This window comes from Occallatibacter sp. (assembly GCF_035317045.1).
Lineage (GTDB): Bacteria > Acidobacteriota > Terriglobia > Terriglobales > Acidobacteriaceae > Telmatobacter.
On sequence record NZ_DATHHT010000033.1, the window covers coordinates 121909 to 141872 of the forward strand.

Consider the following 19964-nt stretch of genomic DNA (forward strand, 5'->3'; position numbering starts at 1 on the left):
GGTTTCCGCTCACCGGATTGTACACTGACGACAACCATGTTCTTTTCCCAGGGAGCACCTCGCACACACGTCAACGCCGCCCTCGCAGCCCTGATCGCAGCGGTTCTCTCCGCACTCGCTCCGGCGCAGCAATTACCCGCGCAGGCCGTACCAGCCGCGCAGTTGCCGCCATCGGAGCCGCGCCTCGTCGCCCTCCGACTCCCTGAAGACCGCGGCGAAGCCAGGCTCGAGCAGACGCTCAAACAGCTCGGCACCACCGCCAGCCTCATGATGATCGTCGCCCATCCCGACGACGAAGACGGCGCCTTGCTCGCCTACCTCTCCCGCGGCATGGGCGTCCGCGCCACGCTCTTCACCCTAACGCGAGGCGAAGGCGGCCAGAACGAGATGTCCGGCGAGCTCTACGACGCCCTCGGCATCCTCCGCACCAACGAACTCCTCAAAGCCGGCGAATACTACGGAGCCAAACAGCTCTGGGGCACCGAAGTCGACTTCGGCTTCTCCAAGACACAGGAAGAATCCTTCCAGAAATGGACCCACGACCGCGTCCTCTATGACGCTGTCCTCGCCGTCCGAAGCGAGCGCCCCCAGGTCATCGTCTCCACCTTTGTTGGCGGCATCACTGACGGCCACGGCCAGCACCAGGTCTCCGGCGAAATCGCCCAGGAAGTCTTCAACGCCGCAGCTGATCCCAAGGTCTTCCCCGATCAGCTCAAGCCACAGTCTGAAGGCGGCCTCGGCCTCCAGCTCTGGCAGCCGCTCGCCGTCTACTCCATGACACCCTTCGCTCCGGTCACGGACAAGGGCATGTTCGATTACGCCACTGGCAAATGGGCGCCCGCGAAGTTCAAAAACTACGTCACCGGCGAGGTGACCACCACCACGCCCTCCACAGACGTAAAGCTCCCCGTCGGCACCTTGGACCCGACTCTCGGCCGTAGTTACGCGCAGATCGCGCGCGAGGGCTGGGGCGAGCAGAAGTCGCAAAACGGAGGAGCCAACCCATCCCTCAGTGGCCCCGCAACCGCAAGCTACCACTTGTGGGCCGTCGCACCCACGGCAAAGATCGATGCGAGCGCCAAGAAGACGGGCTCAACCCTCTACGACAATGGCCGAGTCCAGATCGATACCACCATCGCCGGTCTCGCACACTTGGTGAAATCGCCTGCGCCTGATTGGCTCGTCTCAGGCCTTCACGAGATCGACTCTTCCCTGAATGAACTTGAATCGAAGTGCCCTTGCCGGTCCGGCCTTCCAGTCGCTCAAGCCCTCGCTCCGATCTACCGCCAGACGCTTGCGCTCAGAGAAAAGGTCACCGCCGGCAACCTCGACCCGCAAGGCAAGGCGGATGTCCTCTTCGAACTCGACGCCAAGATCAATCAGTTTCAGTCAGCACTCGCCGACGCCGTCGGCCTCGACCTCATCGCCTTTCGCACCAACGATTCCCACGCCCAGACCGCAGGCTTCCGCGGCGCCTCTGCCGACGAAGCTGCCACCAGCGTCTCGCCCGGTGAAGAGTTCCGCGTCCACGTCCACGCAGCGCAGGCCACGAACGCTACACGGTTAGAGAGAGTCTGGCTCCAGAGCCGCACAGGCGAAGAGTGGAAGAGCACCATCAGCGGCGCCAGCGATCCAGCCGCGCTCGTAACCGATCCGGTGTTCTCTGTCCACGTCTCTGACAACGCGGAGTCGACAGCACCGTTTTTCACTCGCCCCAACACAGAGCAGCCCTTCTACGACATCACGAACCCGCAATGGCGGGAGCGCTCCTTCGCTCCCTACCCGCTCGACGCCTGGGCGGAGTTCACCTTCGACGGCTTGCCCATCCGGCTCGGTGAAGTCGTACAAACGCTTCAGCGCGTTGCCGGCCCCGGCGGCTTCTACGAACCATTGGTAGTCACTCCGGCCATCGGCGTCAGCGTCGCCCCGCAGGCCCGCATCCTACCGCTCGATGGCAGCGCTCTGCCTGTCCGCGTTACCGTCCACACCCAGGCCGCCGCCGATGGCACCGTCACGCTCAAACTTCCCGATGGCTGGCATTGCGATCCGGCCCAGGCCGAGTTCCATCGCAAGGCCGCGGGCGACACTGACCCAATCCTCTTCTCTGTAACCCCCGCGGCCGCGCAGACTGGAGCTTACCCCATCCAGGCTGTAGCACAATCCGCCGGCCGCAACTATCTCTCCGGCTGGCACAGCGTTGGCTACCCTGGCCTTCGTCCCTACAACCAATACGCGCCCGCTACTCTCCAGACCCGCAAGATCGACGTCAAACTCGCTCCCGGTCTACGTATTGGATACGTCATGGGCCCCGGCGATCTGGTCCCGGAAGCATTGGAAGGCATGGGCATCGTTCCGCATCTGCTCTCCAGCGCCGACCTCATCTCCGGTGACCTCAACGCCTGGAACGTCATCGTCCTCGGCATCCGTGCCTACTCCGTCCGTCCCGAACTGGCCAAAGTCCAGCCCCGCCTCGAAGACTGGGTCCGCAACGGCGGCACACTCGTCGTTCAGTATCAGAGCAGCACTTTTCCTGCTCCGCTGCCGCTCTCCATGGGTGGCCGTCTTCCCGAGCGCGTCGTCGACGAGCAGTCTCCCGTCAAGCTGCTCGATCCGTCCAATGCTCTGCTCAGTTTTCCCAACAAGATCACCCCCGCCGACTTCGACGGCTGGGTTGAAGAGCGTGGTCACTCTTTCCTCGATTCGTTTGACCCCGGATACACTGCGCTCACCGAAACCGCGGATCCAGGACAAGATCCGCAGCGCGGCGGATTGATCGTCACCCACCCCGGCAAGGGAACCTATATCTATGTCGCCTACGCTCTCTATCGACAGTTACCCGAGCTAGTGCCCGGAGCCTATCGCATCCTCGCCAACCTTGTTAGTGCCGGCAAAGACGCACGCGCGACCCACTAATACCCCGACGTAGCGAACCGCCCGAGGTCAAACGATCCCCGCACATCCGCGAAGGATCGTTAAGCTCTTCGTTTGGCTTCTCGAATTATGAACAGTCGGTAAATTTACGCGGCTTTAACCTCGATCATACTTAAGCCCTAACTTGTTAAAAGTATGTGAATTAGTCAAATATTCATCAAAATCTGCGACTGTGAAATACAGTCGCAACGAAGATAAAGCTACGTCCGAACCCTCGCTCTTTTCTCGCCTTCTTCGCTTGCGGGCAATTCAGTTTGATCTCTCATGGCTTCATCTTCAGTACCAGTGCGGTGATCCACCAACGGGCGCCAGGCGTACACGGGCGTCCCAATGAAACAACCCGATCTGAGAGGAAAAAGACGCCCAATGAAATCGCAAATGAAAATGGTTGCCGCTGCAATTCTGGCAGCCAGTCTCGTTGGTACGAATGCATACGCTGGTGATCCCCCTGCGCCCGCGAAGAAGCACGCGACCAAGCAGCCTCCCAAACCCACCGTCGAAGAACAAATCAACGCGCTTCGACAGGAATTCCAGGGCCAGATTGATGGCCTCAAGTCCGATCTGGCGACTAAGGATCAGCAGCTGAAACAGGCACAGCAGGCAGCAGCCGATGCCCAGGCCGCGGCACAGAAGGCCGAAGCCGATGCTACAGCTCAGCAATCGGCAGTCACCGAAAACGCCTCGGCTGTCTCCACTCTCCAGAGCACAGTCACAGACATGAAGGCCGCTAACGCTTCGGCGGTTTCTTCTTTCTCTGACGATGCCGCCGCGATCAAGAAAGCGATCGGAAGCCCTGAAGTATTGCACTACAAGGGCATCACTCTTTCGCCCGCCGGAAGCTTCCTGGCGGCGGAAACAGTTTGGCGCCAGGGTGCCACAGGTGGTGACATCAACACTCCATTTACGGGCGTTCCGCTCAACGCGGCAGACGCTCACAACATGAGCGAGTTCTACGGCTCGGGCCGTCAGTCCCGTCTGGCTCTGAAGGCAGTCGGAAAACTCGACAATGTGACCTTCACCGGCTACTACGAAATGGATTGGCTAAGCGCCGGCGTCACTTCCAATAACAACCAATCCAACAGCTACACGTTGCGCCAACGGCAACTCTGGGCCGATGCAAAGCTGACGAACGGCTGGGACTTCTCCGGCGGCCAGGGTTGGTCGCTCGCCACCGAAACCACGCAGGGCCTTACTCGCGGAACTGAAATCCTTCCCGCCACGATCGACGCGCAGTACGAAGCAGGCTTCGTGTGGGCGCGCCAATACAGCTTCCGTGTAAGCAAGGATTTCAGCAAGAAGTTCTTTGCGGGAATCTCGCTTGAAAACGCGGAAGCATTATTCCCCAGTGGGTCTGGTCTTCCGACAAACCTGCTGATCGGATCACCGGGTGTTGGCGGCGGTTTATACAACCTCAATGCCAACTATTCATTCAATCTCACGCCGGACTTCGTCGCAAAGATCGCGTTCGAGCCGGGCTGGGGTCACTGGGAACTCTTCGGGATCGGACGCAGCTTCCGTGACCGCATCTACCCCACAACTGGCTCACCCTACAACGACACGGTCTGGGCTGGCGGGATTGGCGGTGGCTTCCGCGCTCCCCTTGCCAGCAAGAAAGTCTCCGTCGGCCTCAAGGGTCTCTATGGAGAAGGCGTTGGCCGCTACGGCTCGTCCGGCATCGCCGACATCACCCTCAGACCCGATGCAACCATTTCGCCGCTGCACGGATTCTCGGCGCTCAGCACTCTCGAATTGAACCCCAACCCGCGGCTCTCCGTCTATCTCAACTACGGTGGCGACTACATCGGTCGCGACTACGTCACCGTTGGAAGTAGCGAAGTCGGCTACGGAACCTACACGACCAATATGTCCGGTTGCAACGTCGAAGTGAAGGCGGGCGGTTCGACTGCTCCGTCCACTCCGGCCAACTGCGGCGGCAACAACAAGGACGTTCAGGAATTCACCGCCGGCTATTGGTACAACATGTACAACGGTCCCAAGGGACGCCTGCGCTACGGACTGCAATACAGCTGGTTCGAGCGCGATCTCTGGTCTGGTCAGGGTGGAACCGCCAACCCGGGCGGCGTTGGCAAGGGAACCGACAACATGTTCTGGACGTCCCTCCGCTACTACCTCCCGTAAACAAGCGGCTTCTCCTCAAATCGAAACGGGGCAGTCCGAATCGGACTGCCCCTCATTTTTTGACATTACCATTGCGCCGATGTCTCTATTCGATTCTCGGCTCCCCGGTTGAAAGAAACACGACTCCGTCGATCTGTTCGCCCGACGCCAACACTTCTCGAAGCTTCTCCGCATTGGGTCCGCTCTTTTCCGCAGCCTCTTCAATTAACTTCAGCGCATCTGCAGGCTTAGTTGCAGCGGGCATCCTGAAAATCCACGGTACGTTGGTAGAAGTCAGACTCCGATCCTCGCTCAGCGCTACTACCGGAACAAACGCCTTCAGAGCCAGTTGCTCCGAGAGGTGAGCCGCATCGCGGTCCAAAGCCAGGATTGCCAGCGCGTGCTCGTCCATCAGTGCATGAACCAGCTGCGTCGAAGCGCCCCCCCAACTCTGATCGCTCGCAACGGGCAGCAACGTCCACTCCGCACCATGTCCAGAATTGCGATGAAGGACAGCCTGCATCTCCGCCGATCGCGCCACCAAGTCTGCATGCGGTCCGAAAAGCACCATCTTCCTCGAACCTTCCGGCAGATTCTGCAAATGCGGCCCGGCGTAGGCTACGCCATCTTCACCAACGCGCGCGTAAGGCACCGACGCCGTTGATGCCTTTGCATCCTCCGCAGTCTTCTGCTGTGCCTCGCCCCCCGCCTTCTCCATCGTCGCCATCATGTACGAAATTGCTCCGTTATGAACCGTACCCAGATACATATGCGCGACGTTCTTTTGATTTGGATCGAAGATCATGTGCGCGGTAACTCCGTCGTACTCCGCAATGTCGGCGAGCGCATCATGAATGCGTGCCCGATTCAATCCTGCCCCGCAGATTGACCCCAGCAATGCGTTCATCGCGTCGTAAGCAAGCGAAGCAAACTGCTCAGGCTTCTCGTGGAACCGCGCATCAAATCGCGCATTAAAGTCCAGCCACTTCGGATCGTTTCGCGTAGGGTCATACGGGAACACCGCCTCGAAACCCTCCGCCGCACTTCCAGCCTCCGTCAGCAGTTCTGGCCCGATTGTGCGGTAGGAGCCAAACACGCGCTGCTTCATTCCCAGTGCCTTCATCTGCTTCAAGATGTTTGCCGCCGGGATTTCATCGGCCCACAACACAATCGCATCCGCCGGCGACGACTGGATGATCTTCAACGCCCGCGTATAGTCCGTATCCCCCGGGAGGAACTTCTGTTCGATCACAACCGGATGGCCCAGCCTCCGCGAAGCATCGCGGAACTTCAACACGCCAAACCTTCCGTATCGGCTATTCACGCGCAGCAGCGCAACCCGTTTCAACCCCAGCTCCGTATAGATATGCCGCGCCAGCGTCAGCCCCTGCACGCGATCGTCCTGCAAGTCGGTGAAGTACCACGGAATGTAAGTCTCCGGAATCGTTGGATCCGTCGATGCCGAATTGACGATCGGAATCTCCGCCTTCAGCGCAACGCGCAGCGCGATGTGTGTCGACTCGGAACTGATGGATCCAAATACCGCCCAGTCCTGGTCGTCGTACACCATCTTCACGACTTCATTCGACGCGGAGCCCCAGATCGTCGGATCCGTCGCGCGGTCCTCGCCATACACCGTCTTCGCCTGCCAGTTGTCGTAGTCGTTATGGAGCATCAGCTTGAACGGCTTGCCGCCATATCCCCCGCGCGCATTCGCTTCCTCGATCGCCAGTTGGGCGCCATGCAGCATGCGCAACCCGAACACCTGCTCAGGGCTGTGCTCGATCGGACCGAAGAATCCGATCCGAACTTCCTTTAGATCCTTTGGCTCCGGTATGTCTCTACCCGAGCCCGTATAGACGTTTGGACGGACGTAGTTCAAATCGTACGGTACAGCGAATTTTGCATAAGGACTAAGATCGGTCGGTTCGCCCGCATACGGCGTTACTAACCGATCCTTCGGCGGACCTGGCGGATGCTTTCCGCATTCACATGCGCTGCCCTTCGCGGGTTCCTGCGCAAACAGACCCGACGTCGTGCCGGCAGCCATGAAACAGGCCGCCACCATCAACCATCCTTCACGCATACTGCTCCTTACTTTGCTGTCTTCTCCGCGCGGAACATCGCAATTGCTTCAATCTCAATCAGAAGTTCCGGGCGGCAAAGGTGAGCTTGAATTCCGGTCGAAGCGGGTAGCGGCTCCAGCCCGTGCGTTTTGAAGAACGCCGTGCGCTCTTCGTTGAACGCGTCGTAGTCGCGATCGATGTCGCGCAGGTAGCACGAGGTGCGCACAATGTCGTGCCACGTGCACCCTTCGCTCTCCAGCAGGCCGGTAATGTTGTCCAGCGTCCGCTTCATCTGCGCGCGAAAATCGCCGATGTGTACGCTCACGCCGTTCTCATCGATCGATGCCGTGCCGGAAATCAGCAGGATCGTCAGTCCGTTCAAATCGATGCGCATGCCCCGCGAAAACGAACTCGGCTTGGCATAGGCATAGGCTTCGTTGAGCACTCCATAATTCGTCATGGCGCGCTTTTGGATCGGTGCGTGTGCGATGGTCTCTAAAATCTCTGACAATGCAATCATGTTTTCATGGCTCCTTATGGCTGATGAATCCCGTGACTTAAACCCTTTGCAGTAGCTACCCAGATGTCGCTGCCCTGAAAATCAATTCCCAATACATAGTTGTGTGCCGGCGCTGTGTTCACGGCGACTGGCGAGACGTTGCCCTTTGCATCCCGGACCGTCATCTCCGGCTTCCCGGTCGCGAGTGACGGACGGTAGACGGCCCAGTTAGTTCCGTCGTAGTAGGCGAGTCCCTTATCGGTCCCGAACCACGCGCGTTTTCCATCCACGCCTTTGATCACATTGGTAAAGTTCGAAGGAAGCCCGCTGTCTTTTGTCAGAAAGTTATGCCAGTAGCGGCCGTCATATCGGCTGTCGCCAAAGTACGTCGCCACCCAGAGAATCTTGTCGATATAACTCACCGACGTCGTAATCTCGTGAATCAGTCCCTGATCCTTGAACAGCACCATCTCCGTCTCGCCGTCCGGGTCATCGTACTTGTCCCAGATCTTCTTCTGTTGGTCGTACTCCAATACACCGCTGCCCCAAACTGCGTAGTAGACCTTGGTCGGTGTCGCCGCCACCCCGTAAACCCAGATCTCCTGCATGGGCGTATTGCGTTCGTTGTACAGCGACCACTCTCCCGTGTGCAGATCGAGCTTGCAGGCGCCCGCAGCCGTTGCTACCCACACGTTCTCGCCCTCGACCGACACTCCGTAAACCACGTCGTTGCTCAGCCCCGAATTTAATTGCGTGAAGGTGTCGATGCGTCCACCCGAAATGCGGCTCAACCCTCCCATGGTTCCCGCCCACACATCTCCGGTGCGCTTGTCCAGCGCCAGCGAAAGCACGGCCCGATGCGCCAACCTGTCCCTGGTTGTGAACGTCTTCCACTTGCCGTTTTCGTAAAGCCCCAGCCCGTTCTCCGTACCAGCCCAGATTCGATCTCCATCCACAAGCACGCTGAACACGTGGTCGTCCGGCAACCCGTTCGCCGTGCTGAAGTTCTCAAATCGGAAACGTGGCATCGCCGGCGCCAGTGGCTTCGCGATCCCAATCGCATCCTTGCGAACTCCATGTCCAACACCCTTCGATTGGCCCGCCGCCCCGTTTGCCACGCTCAGGATCACTATCATTGCGACTACGAAAATTGCTTTCATCGCGTCCTCAGGTACTCAATCAAGTCATTGAGCTCGTCTTTGGTCAGATCGTTAGTCCGCCCGTGCGTATCCTGCGGATTGAAGACCGTCCATATCTGTTCCAGCGTGGCCGCCGATCCGTCATGCAGGTACGGAGCCGTGATGGCGATATTGGTCAACTGCGGCGTGTCGAGCAGGCCCGCGTTGTCTGTCGCCTTTTTAGTGCCCACATCGAAGGACTTCTGATTCGTCCCTTTCGGCCCGCTATGGCAGTACGCGCACCGGTTTGTCTCCGGAATCGCCTTGCCGAACTTGTCCGTCCCGCGCACAAACAGCGCCTCGCCCCGCTCCTGACCTGCCGTCAACGCCTCACCCGGCAACCGCCAGCGATTCGGTCGCGCCGGCAAACTCCGCACATATACCACCAGATCCGTCAGCGTCAGATCGTCATAGTTCTCCGCGCGCCAGAAATACTTTTCCGTTCGCGGCCCACACTCGGTCGGGAGATTCGGATTACCGCCATTCCACTTGAAGGGCTCTGTATCCTTCACCCCTTCAATCGGCCGGTTGTCGACGACATCGCGGCCAAATCCATCCGGCTCCAGATCCCACTGCAATCCATCGAAGGTCGAATCGATATGGCAGTTCGCGCACCCGATCTGGCCTTGAAATGAATATCGCGCCGTGTAGAACGTTTGTTCGCCATGCCGCAACACCGACAGCTGTTTCGGTCCGGTCAGCGCGATCGTCGATGCCACGCGGTACGTCTTCGTGTCGATTATGCTGATCGTGTCATCAAGGCGATTCGCAACTACTAGTTTCGATCCATCGCGCGTCAACGCCACGCCACGCGGATCATGCCCCACCGCAATCCGTCCAACCACATAGTTCGCGCTGGCCGACAAATCCTGCGCGCTCGACCCCGGATGCATGCGTGCATACCTGATCAATCGCGGAACATCCACGACCGTGACCATCTCCGACCCGCCGCACGTAATGAACATCCGTGATTTGTCCGGCGTGATCGCAATCCCGAATGGCCGCACTGCGTAGAGTTCCAACTCATCCAGCGGAACCTCCACCGGCTTTCCCACATCCGCGCCAAACAGCGTGAGTGTGTCTGCGAACGCCCCGCCATGCTCCAGATGCGCCAGCGGCACCAGGTTTTTCGGATGCATGTTCGTCGCGACACCCAACCGTCCGTCTGCCGAGAACGCCACGTGAAAACCATGCGCCACATAGGGCAGAGCAATCCGATCCTCCACCACCGCGCGCGCGGAATCAATCACCGTGATCTCCGAGTCCGGCGCCGTCCGATGCGCTGTCGCGTTCGGATACACATGCGTCACATACAACTTGCTTCCATCCGGAGATGCAGTGATGTAGCTTGCCCCGCGTCCCGCCGCCAGCCGCTTCTCCTCCGTACCGGTATTTGCATCCAATACCGCGACGTCGTTAGAAATGCGATTCGCCACAAACAGGTGCTTGCCGTCACGATCCTCCACGACACTCGATGGCTCCGCACCGACAGGCCAAGTCGTCACAACCTCAAGCGTCTTCGTGTCGATCACCGAAATCGTGTCGTCCCACGAATTCGCTACAAACAGCCGATCACCCTTCGGCGAAAGCGAAAACCCTCGCGGCATAGCACCGACCGCAATGTTCTTCACCGTTTCGTAGCTCGTCGCATCCAGCACGCGCACCTGCGCGCTCTCCTGGCACAGAACATACAGGCGCGTTCCATCGGGAGAAAACAAGACTTCCAAAGGCGACGCATACTCAAGCTGCTCGCCAGTGCGGCCTGTTGCCACGGATGCCCGAGCTGTCCAACCACTCCACGCGCACATGCCGAATACCACACAGCACACTGCTGCCAGGGAGCTCAGCGCTCCAGCCGCGTTGTGCCGCGGCCGATTCACTTCGGCTCCTCCACCGTCAACACGTCGTCCACACCCAGCTTCTCCAGCGTCTGCTCGCGCCCGCTCGGCCACTTCACAACAACCTTGTCGATTGCCGCCGCCGCGCCCAGCCCAAAATGCATTCGCCCGTCATCCTGCGACAGGTACCCGGAACTCGCGACACGCTCCGCAGTCCAGCGCCGCTCGGCTGCATACACTTCCACCCGCGCACCAATGCCATCGCGATTGCTTTTCGTCCCAACGAGCTTGATCGCGACCCAATGTCCGGTGTTCGTCGAGACGTTATGAACCAGCGTCCCCTTCGCACCGAGATTCACCAGGAACGCATCCACTTTCCCATCGTTGTCGTAATCAGCAAAGCACGCTCCTCGCGCCACCGTACGCTCGCTTAGCACGGAACCCGCGTTCTCCGAAACATCCGTGAACCGCCCGTTGCCCAACCCGCGAAACAGCGTATGCTCCTCCGGGATCAGGTGGATCAGGCCGCCATGAAAGATCAAGATGTCGGGATAACCATCATTGTCGTAGTCGTAGATGCCTGTTCCCCAACTCACATACTGCGCATTCGTCTGTGAAACACCGTTCGATGCTCCGATGTCTTCAAATCCTTGCTTACCGTTATTGCGCAGCAGCCGGTTGTAGTGCCCGTCCGTCACCCACAGGTCCAGTACGCCGCGCCCTTCGAGGTCTGTAAACACCGGACCCATCGAAGAAGTGGACTCGCCATTCTGCCCGAACGCCGTCCCCGTATCGTTCCCGACTTCTTCAAATGTCCCGTCATGCTTGTTGCGGAAGAGAAAATTTTCCGTGCGATCATTCGCAACGTAGATGTCGTCCCATCCATCGTTGTCAAAGTCCGCCGCTGTCACGCCCATCGTGCGCCCCACAAACGCGCCGATTCCCGACTTCTCCGTCACGTCTGTGAACGTCCCGTTGCAGTTGTTGTGAAACAGCTTGTTCGTTTCGCCCTCGTAGTCCAGTGGCCCCGGATAGTTGTCCGCCGCATAGAACGCGCGATACTTGGGATCGAACTTCACATAACGCCCGACAAACAGATCGACGCATCCATCCTTGTCGAAATCAAGCCACGTTGAGCTGATCGCCCACCCATCCACCTTGATTCCGGCCTTCGCTGTAACATCCGTAAAGTGTCCGTTGCCATCGTTGTGATAGAGAATCGTCTTCCCGTACCCCGTGACCAGCAGATCGACATACCCGTCGTTGTCGTAATCCGCCGCCGTCACAGCCACCGCATACATGTCGGGATCGAGCCCCGCCTGCTCAGTCACATCCGTAAAGTGTCCGTCGCCGTCATTGCGATAGAGATGATTCTGCGAGGACGGCACCGGTTTGTCTTTCAGCGGATAAGGATGCATCGAATCATCCAGTGGCCTACCATTCACTACGTACAGCGAAGGCCGACCGGAATTGTTGAAGTCAATCCACACACACCCCGCGCCGGTGCCCTCAAGCAGCGAACCAAGCTTGGCAGAACCGAAGCTGTGTGTGTAGTTAATCCCTGCCTTCGCACTCGCATCTTCAAAGCGAATCGTCGACTTCGCGCTGGCGCCCGATAATCCGCCAGTTGCAGAAGAAGCCGCGGGCATGTTGGCCGTCTGCCCCGCCGCAAGAGAAGCCGTACTCAGCAAGAGAATAAAAGTGCGGTATGACACTCAGTTGCCTCCCCGCTGCAACGGATGGGCAAAACCTGTCAGATCCACAGGCGTCGTGGTGCGCAGCAGAACCTGCGGCACGCGATTCTCCGACGCGCGCTCTGGACCCGCATGGCATCCCACGCAAATCCGCTGCTCACCGCTTTTCATCCAGAACCAACCGTGCTCCTGCCGCAGAACAGAGCCCTTCGCATCCAGCAGCACAAACCGAATCGCCCGATCCGCCGGCGCCTTCACAAAAAACGATCCATCATTTTCAACGGGAGCCGTCCCCATCGCCACCGCATGCCCGTCCGCATCCTGCGTCTCCAGCCGCACAGATGCCGGCACGCCCTTCAGCGCGCCATCGCGCGAGACACGCGCATCCAGAGCCAGCAAATTGCCGTAGTCCCAGTCATGCAGCCCGGAAGGATGTCGCTTCGGCCTGTTGCGCGCGCCCACCACAACTGGATCCACCAGGTTCTCGCCCGTACGCACCAGCACCGTCTGCATCGCCGCCGCGCCCGGCTTCCAAAGCTTCAAAACGTAACGAACCTGCGCCGACTCGCGCGCACTCACCAGCCACTCGCCTGAAGCAGTTTCCGCGATCCCTCCCCCGAACTCGCCACGCGGTGAAACTACCCGCTCCTCATGCGCCAGTGGCGAAGTAAACCGCGCCAGTGATCCGCCCTGCGTAAACACCACGTCACCCGACTTGAGCTGCCTTCCACCCCACCGCGCCCCCGCAGCGGTCGCAGGATGATCGCATCGGTACGACTCCACACCGGACCCATCCGAATAGACCAAAAACATCTCCGGCGTCGCGCCCTCGCCCAACGGAAATCCCGCTTCAAACAAAATCCGACCGTCCGCCAAAACATCTGCTGGAATCGCATTCGCAGCCACGTAAGTCAAGGGAAGCACAGCCTTCGTCCCCGCCGGTTCAATCTCGTCGAGAGCCTTCGACTCCACTAGCCGAGCCGACTGAAGTTGAAACCCCGACTGCGTCCGCAGCGCGTAAACCAGCCGCCATCCCGGCAAATACAGCGGCCGGATCGCATCAGTGCTCGAAGAGACAACCTGCCGCACCCTGTGGTCCGCCAGCGTCAGCTCCCATATCTGCCACGGATCGCCGACCGCTTTCTTCCCGGCAAAGAGCACACTGCGGCCGTCGAAAGAGACGCTCGCGTCCGCGCTCGCCGCAAACTCCGGCACAAGCGGCTCAGCGTTTCCCTCATGAATCAGCAGCAACTGCGCGCCTTTGGGAAAGCGCTCTTCGCCGTGCAACGCAGCCAGGGGCTGATACTCCGGCGCCGCCGTAACAATCACATCCGACCCAATCGATTGTGAGATGGAAGGCGCAAACCCGCACGTCGCCATCAGCAACACGCAGAAGCCCGCAACCCCAACCACTCTGAAACCAACAATCATCCAACCGTCTCCAGGGCCCGGGCTTCAATCGTCGCTCCACGCAGCGCGATATACGGCTCAAGCGACGCAATCATCGCGTCAAACTCGGCAAAGTCAAGTGACTGCTCCCCGTCGCTCCACGCCTTGTCCGGATCCGGGTGCACCTCGACAATCAATCCATCTGCTCCCGCCGCAACACCAATGCGTGCCAGCGCCGGCACCAGTTCGCGATGCCCGCATGCGTGGCTTGGATCCGCGATCACCGGCAGATGCGATATCTGCTTCAAAAGCGCAATCGCCGCCACATCGAATGTGTTGCGCAGCGTCGCATCGAACGTGCGGATTCCCCGCTCGCACAAAATCACATTGGGATTCCCGTTCGCCAGCACCACTTGCGCCGACTTCAGCAGGTCGCCGACCGTGGCCATCATCCCGCGCTTCAGCAGAATCGGCCTGCCCGACTTCGCCGCGGCCTCGAGCAGCGTATAGTTTTCCATGCTCCGCGAACCGATCTGCAGAATGTCCGCGTACTCGGCCACAAGCGCCACATCGTCTTCGCTCATCACCTCGGTGACGATCGCAAGACCCGTCTCCGCGCGCGCCTGCGCCAGCATCTTCAGCCCCGCGAGGCCATGACCCTGAAATGCGTAAGGAGAACTGCGCGGCTTGAATGCGCCGCCGCGCAGAATCTGCGCGCCATGCTGACGCACATGATGAGCTGTGGAGAGAAGCTGGTGCTCGGTCTCAACCGAACACGGTCCGGCCATCGTAATGAAGTCGCGGCCACCAATTTCGAGATCTAACACCCGCACAACAGTCTGCTGGTGTCTTTCACTCTTCAGAACATCACTAGCCTCGGCAAAACGTTCCTGCCAACTTGGGCGCACCCGCGGCGCTCCGATCCGGGGAAGCGTCAGAGTACCGCCCGCGGTACTCCCTCGCCTCCATCCAAAGGTTGAGGTGCAGAATCAGCAACTTACCGCACCCGCCACTCTGGTTCTATATGTGAGCAGGATCACTTGTCTGTGACGGATAAACTTGACTGTATTTAAAAAAACTCGCCTTTACGCTTCATCGGGTCACAAGTACGCTCATGTCCCACGTGATTGGCAACTTGCAGCGACCTTATCCATCGCGCAGAAAATTTGCATTCGAGGAATAACGGGACTGAAATCCACATGGTATTTGGCTAATAGATACGTTGCGCCCTGCGCAGGGCAGGCTATGAGCTACATGCCGGCTGCCGTCCGCGGAGCGGTATACCCAAACACCGTGTCTAGAATCCCCGCCACCCCCAGCGCCACTTCGTCTTGAAACGGCCGCGCCGCTATCTGCACCGCGATAGGCAGACCCTCCGGCGAGCGCCCCACCGGCACCACCGCTGCCGGCGCCCCCAGCGTGTTGAACCACTGCGTATGCCGCACAGCATCCAGATACTCCACCGTCTGCCCGTCGATGGTCCACTTCCGCTCGCCATGCCGCCACGCCGGTACACTCGCAACCGGACACAGCAATACCGGATACTCGCGCATCTCCTCCAGCGTCTTCGCACGCAGTACGTCCAACTCCGCCCACGCATTCAGAAGTTCGGTTGCCGTCAGCGGACCCGACCTCTCCGCAATCTCCAGGAACTCACGGAAGATCGGACTCAGTTTCTCCCGCCCGCCGCGAACTTCCGGCTCATAGAACATCGCCCCGCACTGCACAAACAATGTCCACCATAGCTTTCGCAATGGTTCCAGCGTCCGCGGCCTGAAGGGCTCCACGCGAAACCCCGCATCACGTAATGCCGCAGCAGCCGCGCGCACTGCTGAACGCGTCTCCGCAGTCACCGGCGTCAGTCCATCATCTTCGAAGAATCCAATCCGATTCTTCCGCACCTCTGAGTCGCTCAATTCGCGCAACACCACCGGGGGACTCGCGGGATCGGCATCATCCTGTCCGCTCAGCGTGCGAAACATCAACTCCACATCCGCCATCGTCCGCGCCATGGGCCCAATCGCACCCAACGTCGCAAACGGCCCCACACACGGCGGCAAATGTCCTCGCCCCGGAATCCGTCCCGGGGTCGGCTTCAGCGAACATATCCCCGTGAAATGCGCCGGCACCCGCACCGACCCACCGCTGTCCGAACCCAGCCCGGCCGCCGACATCCCCGCCGCGATCGCCGCCGACTCGCCGCCGCTCGATCCACCCGGCGTCCGCTCCAGGTCCCACGGATTCCGGGTCTGCCCATGCAGCAGGTTGTCTGTTTCATATGCCATCAGGAATTCAGGACAGTTGGTCGTTCCAAGGATCAGCGCACCCGCCGCACGAAGCCGCGACACGACAACCGCATCCTCGCGCGGAATTTCATCCTTGTGGTTCAGGCTCCCGATCTCGCATTTGTATCCGGCTGTCGCTATCGACGACTTCACCGTCACCGGCAGGCCATGCAACGGCCCGCGTGCATCGACCAGCACCGCATCCATCGAGCGAGCCTGCGCACGCACGCGCTCCGCATCGAAATCCGCAAAGGCCTTGAGTTGAGGATTCAGCCGCTCAATTTGCTTGATATGCGCTTCGGCCAACTCCACTACCGAGATCTCGCGCTGCCGCAGCATCTTCAACTGCCGCACCGCTGATTCGAGCACAAGAAGATTCACGGTCGCACAGTACCTCGTGCCGCACAAGCGGCGTCTGCCGCACCGCAGATGCCATCATCCGCAGGTGTCGACGGCATCAGTTTGTAATCAAACCGATACGACCGCACCGGCTCACCCGAATCAAACCGATCGTTCCACTTCAACTGATAATCAATCGCATCCGCATCATCCGGAAACTTCTCGCTTGCGGGATATGGATACGCGCTCATCTTGTGGAACGGCAGTTGCGCCACCGTGAACGGCATCGCATCCCACCAGTCCATGTCCTTCACATACCCGTTCGCGTAGAAGAAGTAGTCGCGTTTCCATCCAGCCGGCAGAGACGGTAGCTTCGCCGCGTCAAACTCCGTGGCAATCTCCTCGCCGCTTCCGAAAATCGCGTACCGGTCATCCACACCCTTCACCAGCGCCGTCACATCTCCAAGGTGTGTGTAGTTCCCGCGCTGGTGCTGAAACGGCCCCGTCAGACTCACGCGATCGTAGTCGTAGTCGAGATCTCCCGGGCTCTTACCCTCAATCTGCGTCGGATATCCACGGAACCGCTCCGTCGCCAGCGCCAGCGGCACTTCGGTCGTGTGCGTCTCCGCTTCTGCGTTGTTATCGATCAACACCTGGTCCCAGTAAATCTCAAGATTGCTCACTAACCGGATCTTGCGCGTTCCCGCCGGAAGCTTGCCCGTAAGATCAACGACAATTGTCCGCTCCAGGCCCGCCGGAAATCCCGCCTCCCCCGGAATCGTCACCCACGTACCATCCGGCAGCTCCGCTTCCACATACGGCGAAATCGGCTTGATCCCCGCCTGCCACGCCGCATACAGCGACGTCGCACTGAAGTAATTCACATAACCCGTCATCAGGAGCCGCAGCGAAGCGCCCGCATTTACGTCTCCCAAATCCACCGTCAGCGAATGCACATTCGCAAACCCGTCATACGGCGTCGCCGTGAACCCGCTCGCAAATTTGTGATCACGCCGGCTCAGCACCTCCAGCACATCACGCCCCTCGCCATCCCACGCGCCAACCGGCAACCGCGCACCCTTCGATGCCACCACGCGCCCCGAAGCAAACGGCGGATCGTCAAGGAACCTCTCATCCGGATTTATCTCCACATCCCCCGGATGATCCACCGCCACGAGCCGCAGTTGGTCGATGTAATTCACTTCCTCCATCGGTTCAATAAAGCGCAGGCTCAGCTTCCCATCAACGCGAGCCAGCCGATTGCCATCCACCTTGATCCACTCGCCCGAGTTCGGAATGTTCCTGCGTGTCGGCGTAAACCAGTGCCCCACCACCGCAGCGCCAATCACGTCCGTGACGAGTTTGTACTTGTGCCCATCCCACGCAAACAGTACCGGGCAGGAACTCCCGCGCCGGTCCGCTTCCTTCATCGCAATCACTTGGGTATGCGGAAGATCTATCTCGTCCTGCAAAATTCCCGTAGGCCACAAGATGCGTAGCAGATCAATGTGGTCTGCCTCGCCCAGCCCGACCAGCAACTGCGGCGGTGCCTGCGTCGCAAATCCCGATGCACCCGCCAACTCCCACTTCTGCCACTGCCCATTTGCGAAGATCTCCACCTTCGACCCGATCGCCGTCTTGTTATCCGCATACCCGCTCAAGTCCAGCCGCACAAAATGATTCTTGTTTGCGCCCACATTGCGCAGCAGCACCGGCGGAGCATTCTCCTGCGTCACAATCAGGTCGGCTGCACCATCACCATCCACATCCGCGGAAATCAATCCCCGCGGCGCGGTCAGCTTCACGGCATCCAGCCCCAGGGAGCTACTCACATCCTCAAAGCTCCCATCTCCCTTATTGCGAAATACCTTCACACACGGCCCTGCACTCGTCTCCACAATCGCCGCCAGGTCCACCCATCCATCGTTGTCGATATCAACGGCAGTCACGCCCCATCCGCGCGTTGCGCCATTCAGTGGCAACGGCACGCGCTCAAACCGCCGTCCGACGCCCTGCGGTCCCGCCACGTTGCGCCACAGCGTCAACCCAGGCGCCCCCGCATGCGTCACCGCGATGTCCATCCAGCCGTCCTTTTTGTAGTCGAGGACGGCGATGCCCTCTGTTGCCGGCAGCTTCTCGCCCTCATAGAGCAGTTGCTGCGGATACTTGCCTTCACGCGGATTCACAAACAAAATCGGCGCTGGGCCGTCCCCTGTCACGGCCAGGTCGACTGCGCGATCATTATTGAAATCGGTCAGGATCGCAGCGGTCGTCTTACCGCTCCCACCCAGTCCCGTAGACTCTGTCCATTCGGTAAACGTCTTGTTCCCGTTGTTCCGCCAGAGCACATTCGGCGCATCTCCCGGCTTCAGTGCCGACCCTGTAACAAACAGATCCAGATCTCCATCGTGGTCATAGTCCACAAACGTGATGCCGGTCGGCTTGTTGCGTGATGCCAGCCCTGCCTCGGTCGTCACATCCTCAAACTTGCCTTTGCCCAGATTCCGGAACAACCGCACACCATCGTCAAGCGCCACCGCCAGGTCGTTTAGATTATCGCCATCGTAATCACCCACCGCGCATGCCACTGCTCGACCCGAACCCTTCAGCCCTGCAGCCGCTGTATCCACATCCTCAAAGCTCCCATCACTCTTCCGATGCAACACCCGAACCGCCTGCGATCCCGCCTCCATCAGCACCAGGTCCATCTGCCCCGCCCCACTCACATCCAGCATGCAAGCCCCGCCCGTCTCCGTAGAGGATTGAGATAGGTGTGCCCCATCCTTGCCGGGCTTCTTCGGCAAGGGTGGGATCGCACGAACCATGGTCTCCGCCTCCAGCTTCACCGGAATCATCGCCCGCTGCCGCGCCTGCGGCTCCTCCACCGGCGTCACCGTCGAATAATGTCCCTGCTCCCCATAGGCCAGCCCGATCGCCGCCGAAATCTTGGTGCTCGTCATGTGCTGGAACAGCTTGAAGTGTTCCTTCGCTGCATCCTTGTCGCCCAGCGCCTGCAAGGCCCGTGCCAATGCAAATTCGGACGAGGCGTGCAGCGGCTGAATGGCCAGTCCCTGCTTCAGCACCTCCACTGCCTTGTCGAACTGCTTCATCTCCCGATAGCACACGCCCTCGAAGTAGTACGAATCCACATCCCGCGGATCGAGCTTTACCGCCTGCTGAAAGCTTTTCAACGCATCATCAAGTTCGTTGTCCGCATGCTGCGCCAGACCGAGGTTGTACCATCCCTGGGCACTATTCGGATCCAAAACGAGAGCGGCCTGGAGAGCCTTCTTGGCATCATCGATCTTCTGCAACGTCAGCAGCGCAATGCCATCATTGATCGCAGCCTGAGCGAGCTTTGGATCCTTCTTGAACGAGTCCGCAAAACTCTGCTCCGCCTTCTCCGTAAACTGCTGCCCCATCAGCGCCACGCCACGATTGTTCAGCCGCACCGCATCGGCATTGGGCTGCGCCTGGGCCCCGGCCGTAACGGCCATTGCCAGAATAACCATGGCAATCTGGCCACAAATTCGCATAAACTTCTTTCCCAAGTCCGTCTCCAGATCGATCGGCATATCGCATATTGCGATGCAGCGGAACACTTCAGTGTATGCGAGCAGCGTGCAC

11 protein-coding genes are annotated in these 19964 nt (G+C 59.6%); 2 read left to right on the forward strand and 9 right to left on the reverse strand.

What is annotated here, in order from left to right:
* The first annotated feature begins 36 nt into the window (after positions 1-36).
* On the forward strand, positions 37-2913 hold the full coding sequence (locus tag VK574_RS16175; protein ID WP_472800894.1) for a PIG-L family deacetylase: 2877 nt from the start codon (positions 37-39) through the stop codon (positions 2911-2913).
* A 384-nt stretch (positions 2914-3297) separates the two neighbouring features.
* On the forward strand, positions 3298-5070 hold the full coding sequence (locus VK574_RS16180; protein WP_472800895.1) for a hypothetical protein: 1773 nt from the start codon (positions 3298-3300) through the stop codon (positions 5068-5070).
* An 85-nt stretch (positions 5071-5155) separates the two neighbouring features.
* Here the strand turns inward: VK574_RS16180 and VK574_RS16185 are convergent, their stop codons facing one another.
* From VK574_RS16185 to VK574_RS16225, 9 genes are all read right to left on the reverse strand, one after another.
* Positions 5156-7135, reverse strand: a complete 1980-nt coding sequence (locus tag VK574_RS16185; protein WP_472800896.1) for an ABC transporter substrate-binding protein — start codon at positions 7133-7135, stop codon at positions 5156-5158.
* Positions 7136-7143: 8 nt separating this feature from the next.
* The gene (locus VK574_RS16190) at positions 7144-7635 is read right to left on the reverse strand and encodes a Rid family hydrolase (RefSeq protein WP_472800897.1); all 492 of its coding nucleotides are present in this window, start codon (positions 7633-7635) and stop codon (positions 7144-7146) included.
* A gap of 14 nt (positions 7636-7649) precedes the next feature.
* Positions 7650-8774 carry a ligand-binding sensor domain-containing protein gene (locus tag VK574_RS16195; RefSeq protein ID WP_472800898.1) on the reverse strand — a complete coding sequence of 375 codons (1125 nt, stop codon included), beginning with the start codon at positions 8772-8774 and terminating at the stop codon, positions 7650-7652.
* A complete protein-coding gene (locus VK574_RS16200; protein WP_472800899.1) occupies positions 8771-10672 on the reverse strand; it encodes a YVTN family beta-propeller repeat protein in 1902 nt (633 codons plus the stop codon). The genes VK574_RS16195 and VK574_RS16200 overlap by 4 nt, the downstream gene beginning before the upstream one ends.
* Positions 10669-12345, reverse strand: coding sequence for a CRTAC1 family protein (locus VK574_RS16205; RefSeq protein WP_472800900.1), 1677 nt, complete (start codon positions 12343-12345; stop codon positions 10669-10671). The genes VK574_RS16200 and VK574_RS16205 overlap by 4 nt, the downstream gene beginning before the upstream one ends.
* A complete protein-coding gene (locus tag VK574_RS16210) occupies positions 12346-13755 on the reverse strand; it encodes an HzsA-related protein (protein WP_472800901.1) in 1410 nt (469 codons plus the stop codon).
* Positions 13752-14621, reverse strand: coding sequence for a 3-deoxy-7-phosphoheptulonate synthase (gene aroF / locus VK574_RS16215; RefSeq protein ID WP_472800902.1), 870 nt, complete (start codon positions 14619-14621; stop codon positions 13752-13754). Before aroF ends, VK574_RS16210 begins: the two co-directional genes overlap by 4 nt.
* Before the next feature lie 342 nt (positions 14622-14963).
* Positions 14964-16379 carry an amidase gene (locus VK574_RS16220; RefSeq protein ID WP_472800903.1) on the reverse strand — a complete coding sequence of 472 codons (1416 nt, stop codon included), beginning with the start codon at positions 16377-16379 and terminating at the stop codon, positions 14964-14966.
* Entirely contained in the window at positions 16376-19888 is a 3513-nt protein-coding gene (locus VK574_RS16225) for a CRTAC1 family protein (protein ID WP_472800904.1), read from the reverse strand. Before VK574_RS16225 ends, VK574_RS16220 begins: the two co-directional genes overlap by 4 nt.
* Between the last annotated feature and the right edge of the window lie 76 nt (positions 19889-19964).

What these genes read in the sequence shown, in the direction of transcription:
- VK574_RS16185 (WP_472800896.1), bottom strand. Translation starts at nt 7,135, where the DNA reads ATGCGTGAAGGATGGTTGATGGTGGCGGCCTGTTTCATGGCTGCCGGC.
- VK574_RS16180 (WP_472800895.1), top strand. Translation starts at nt 3,298, where the DNA reads ATGAAATCGCAAATGAAAATGGTTGCCGCTGCAATTCTGGCAGCCAGT.
- VK574_RS16175 (WP_472800894.1), top strand. Translation starts at nt 37, where the DNA reads ATGTTCTTTTCCCAGGGAGCACCTCGCACACACGTCAACGCCGCCCTC.
- VK574_RS16195 (WP_472800898.1), bottom strand. Translation starts at nt 8,774, where the DNA reads ATGAAAGCAATTTTCGTAGTCGCAATGATAGTGATCCTGAGCGTGGCA.
- VK574_RS16210 (WP_472800901.1), bottom strand. Translation starts at nt 13,755, where the DNA reads ATGATTGTTGGTTTCAGAGTGGTTGGGGTTGCGGGCTTCTGCGTGTTG.
- VK574_RS16190 (WP_472800897.1), bottom strand. Translation starts at nt 7,635, where the DNA reads ATGATTGCATTGTCAGAGATTTTAGAGACCATCGCACACGCACCGATC.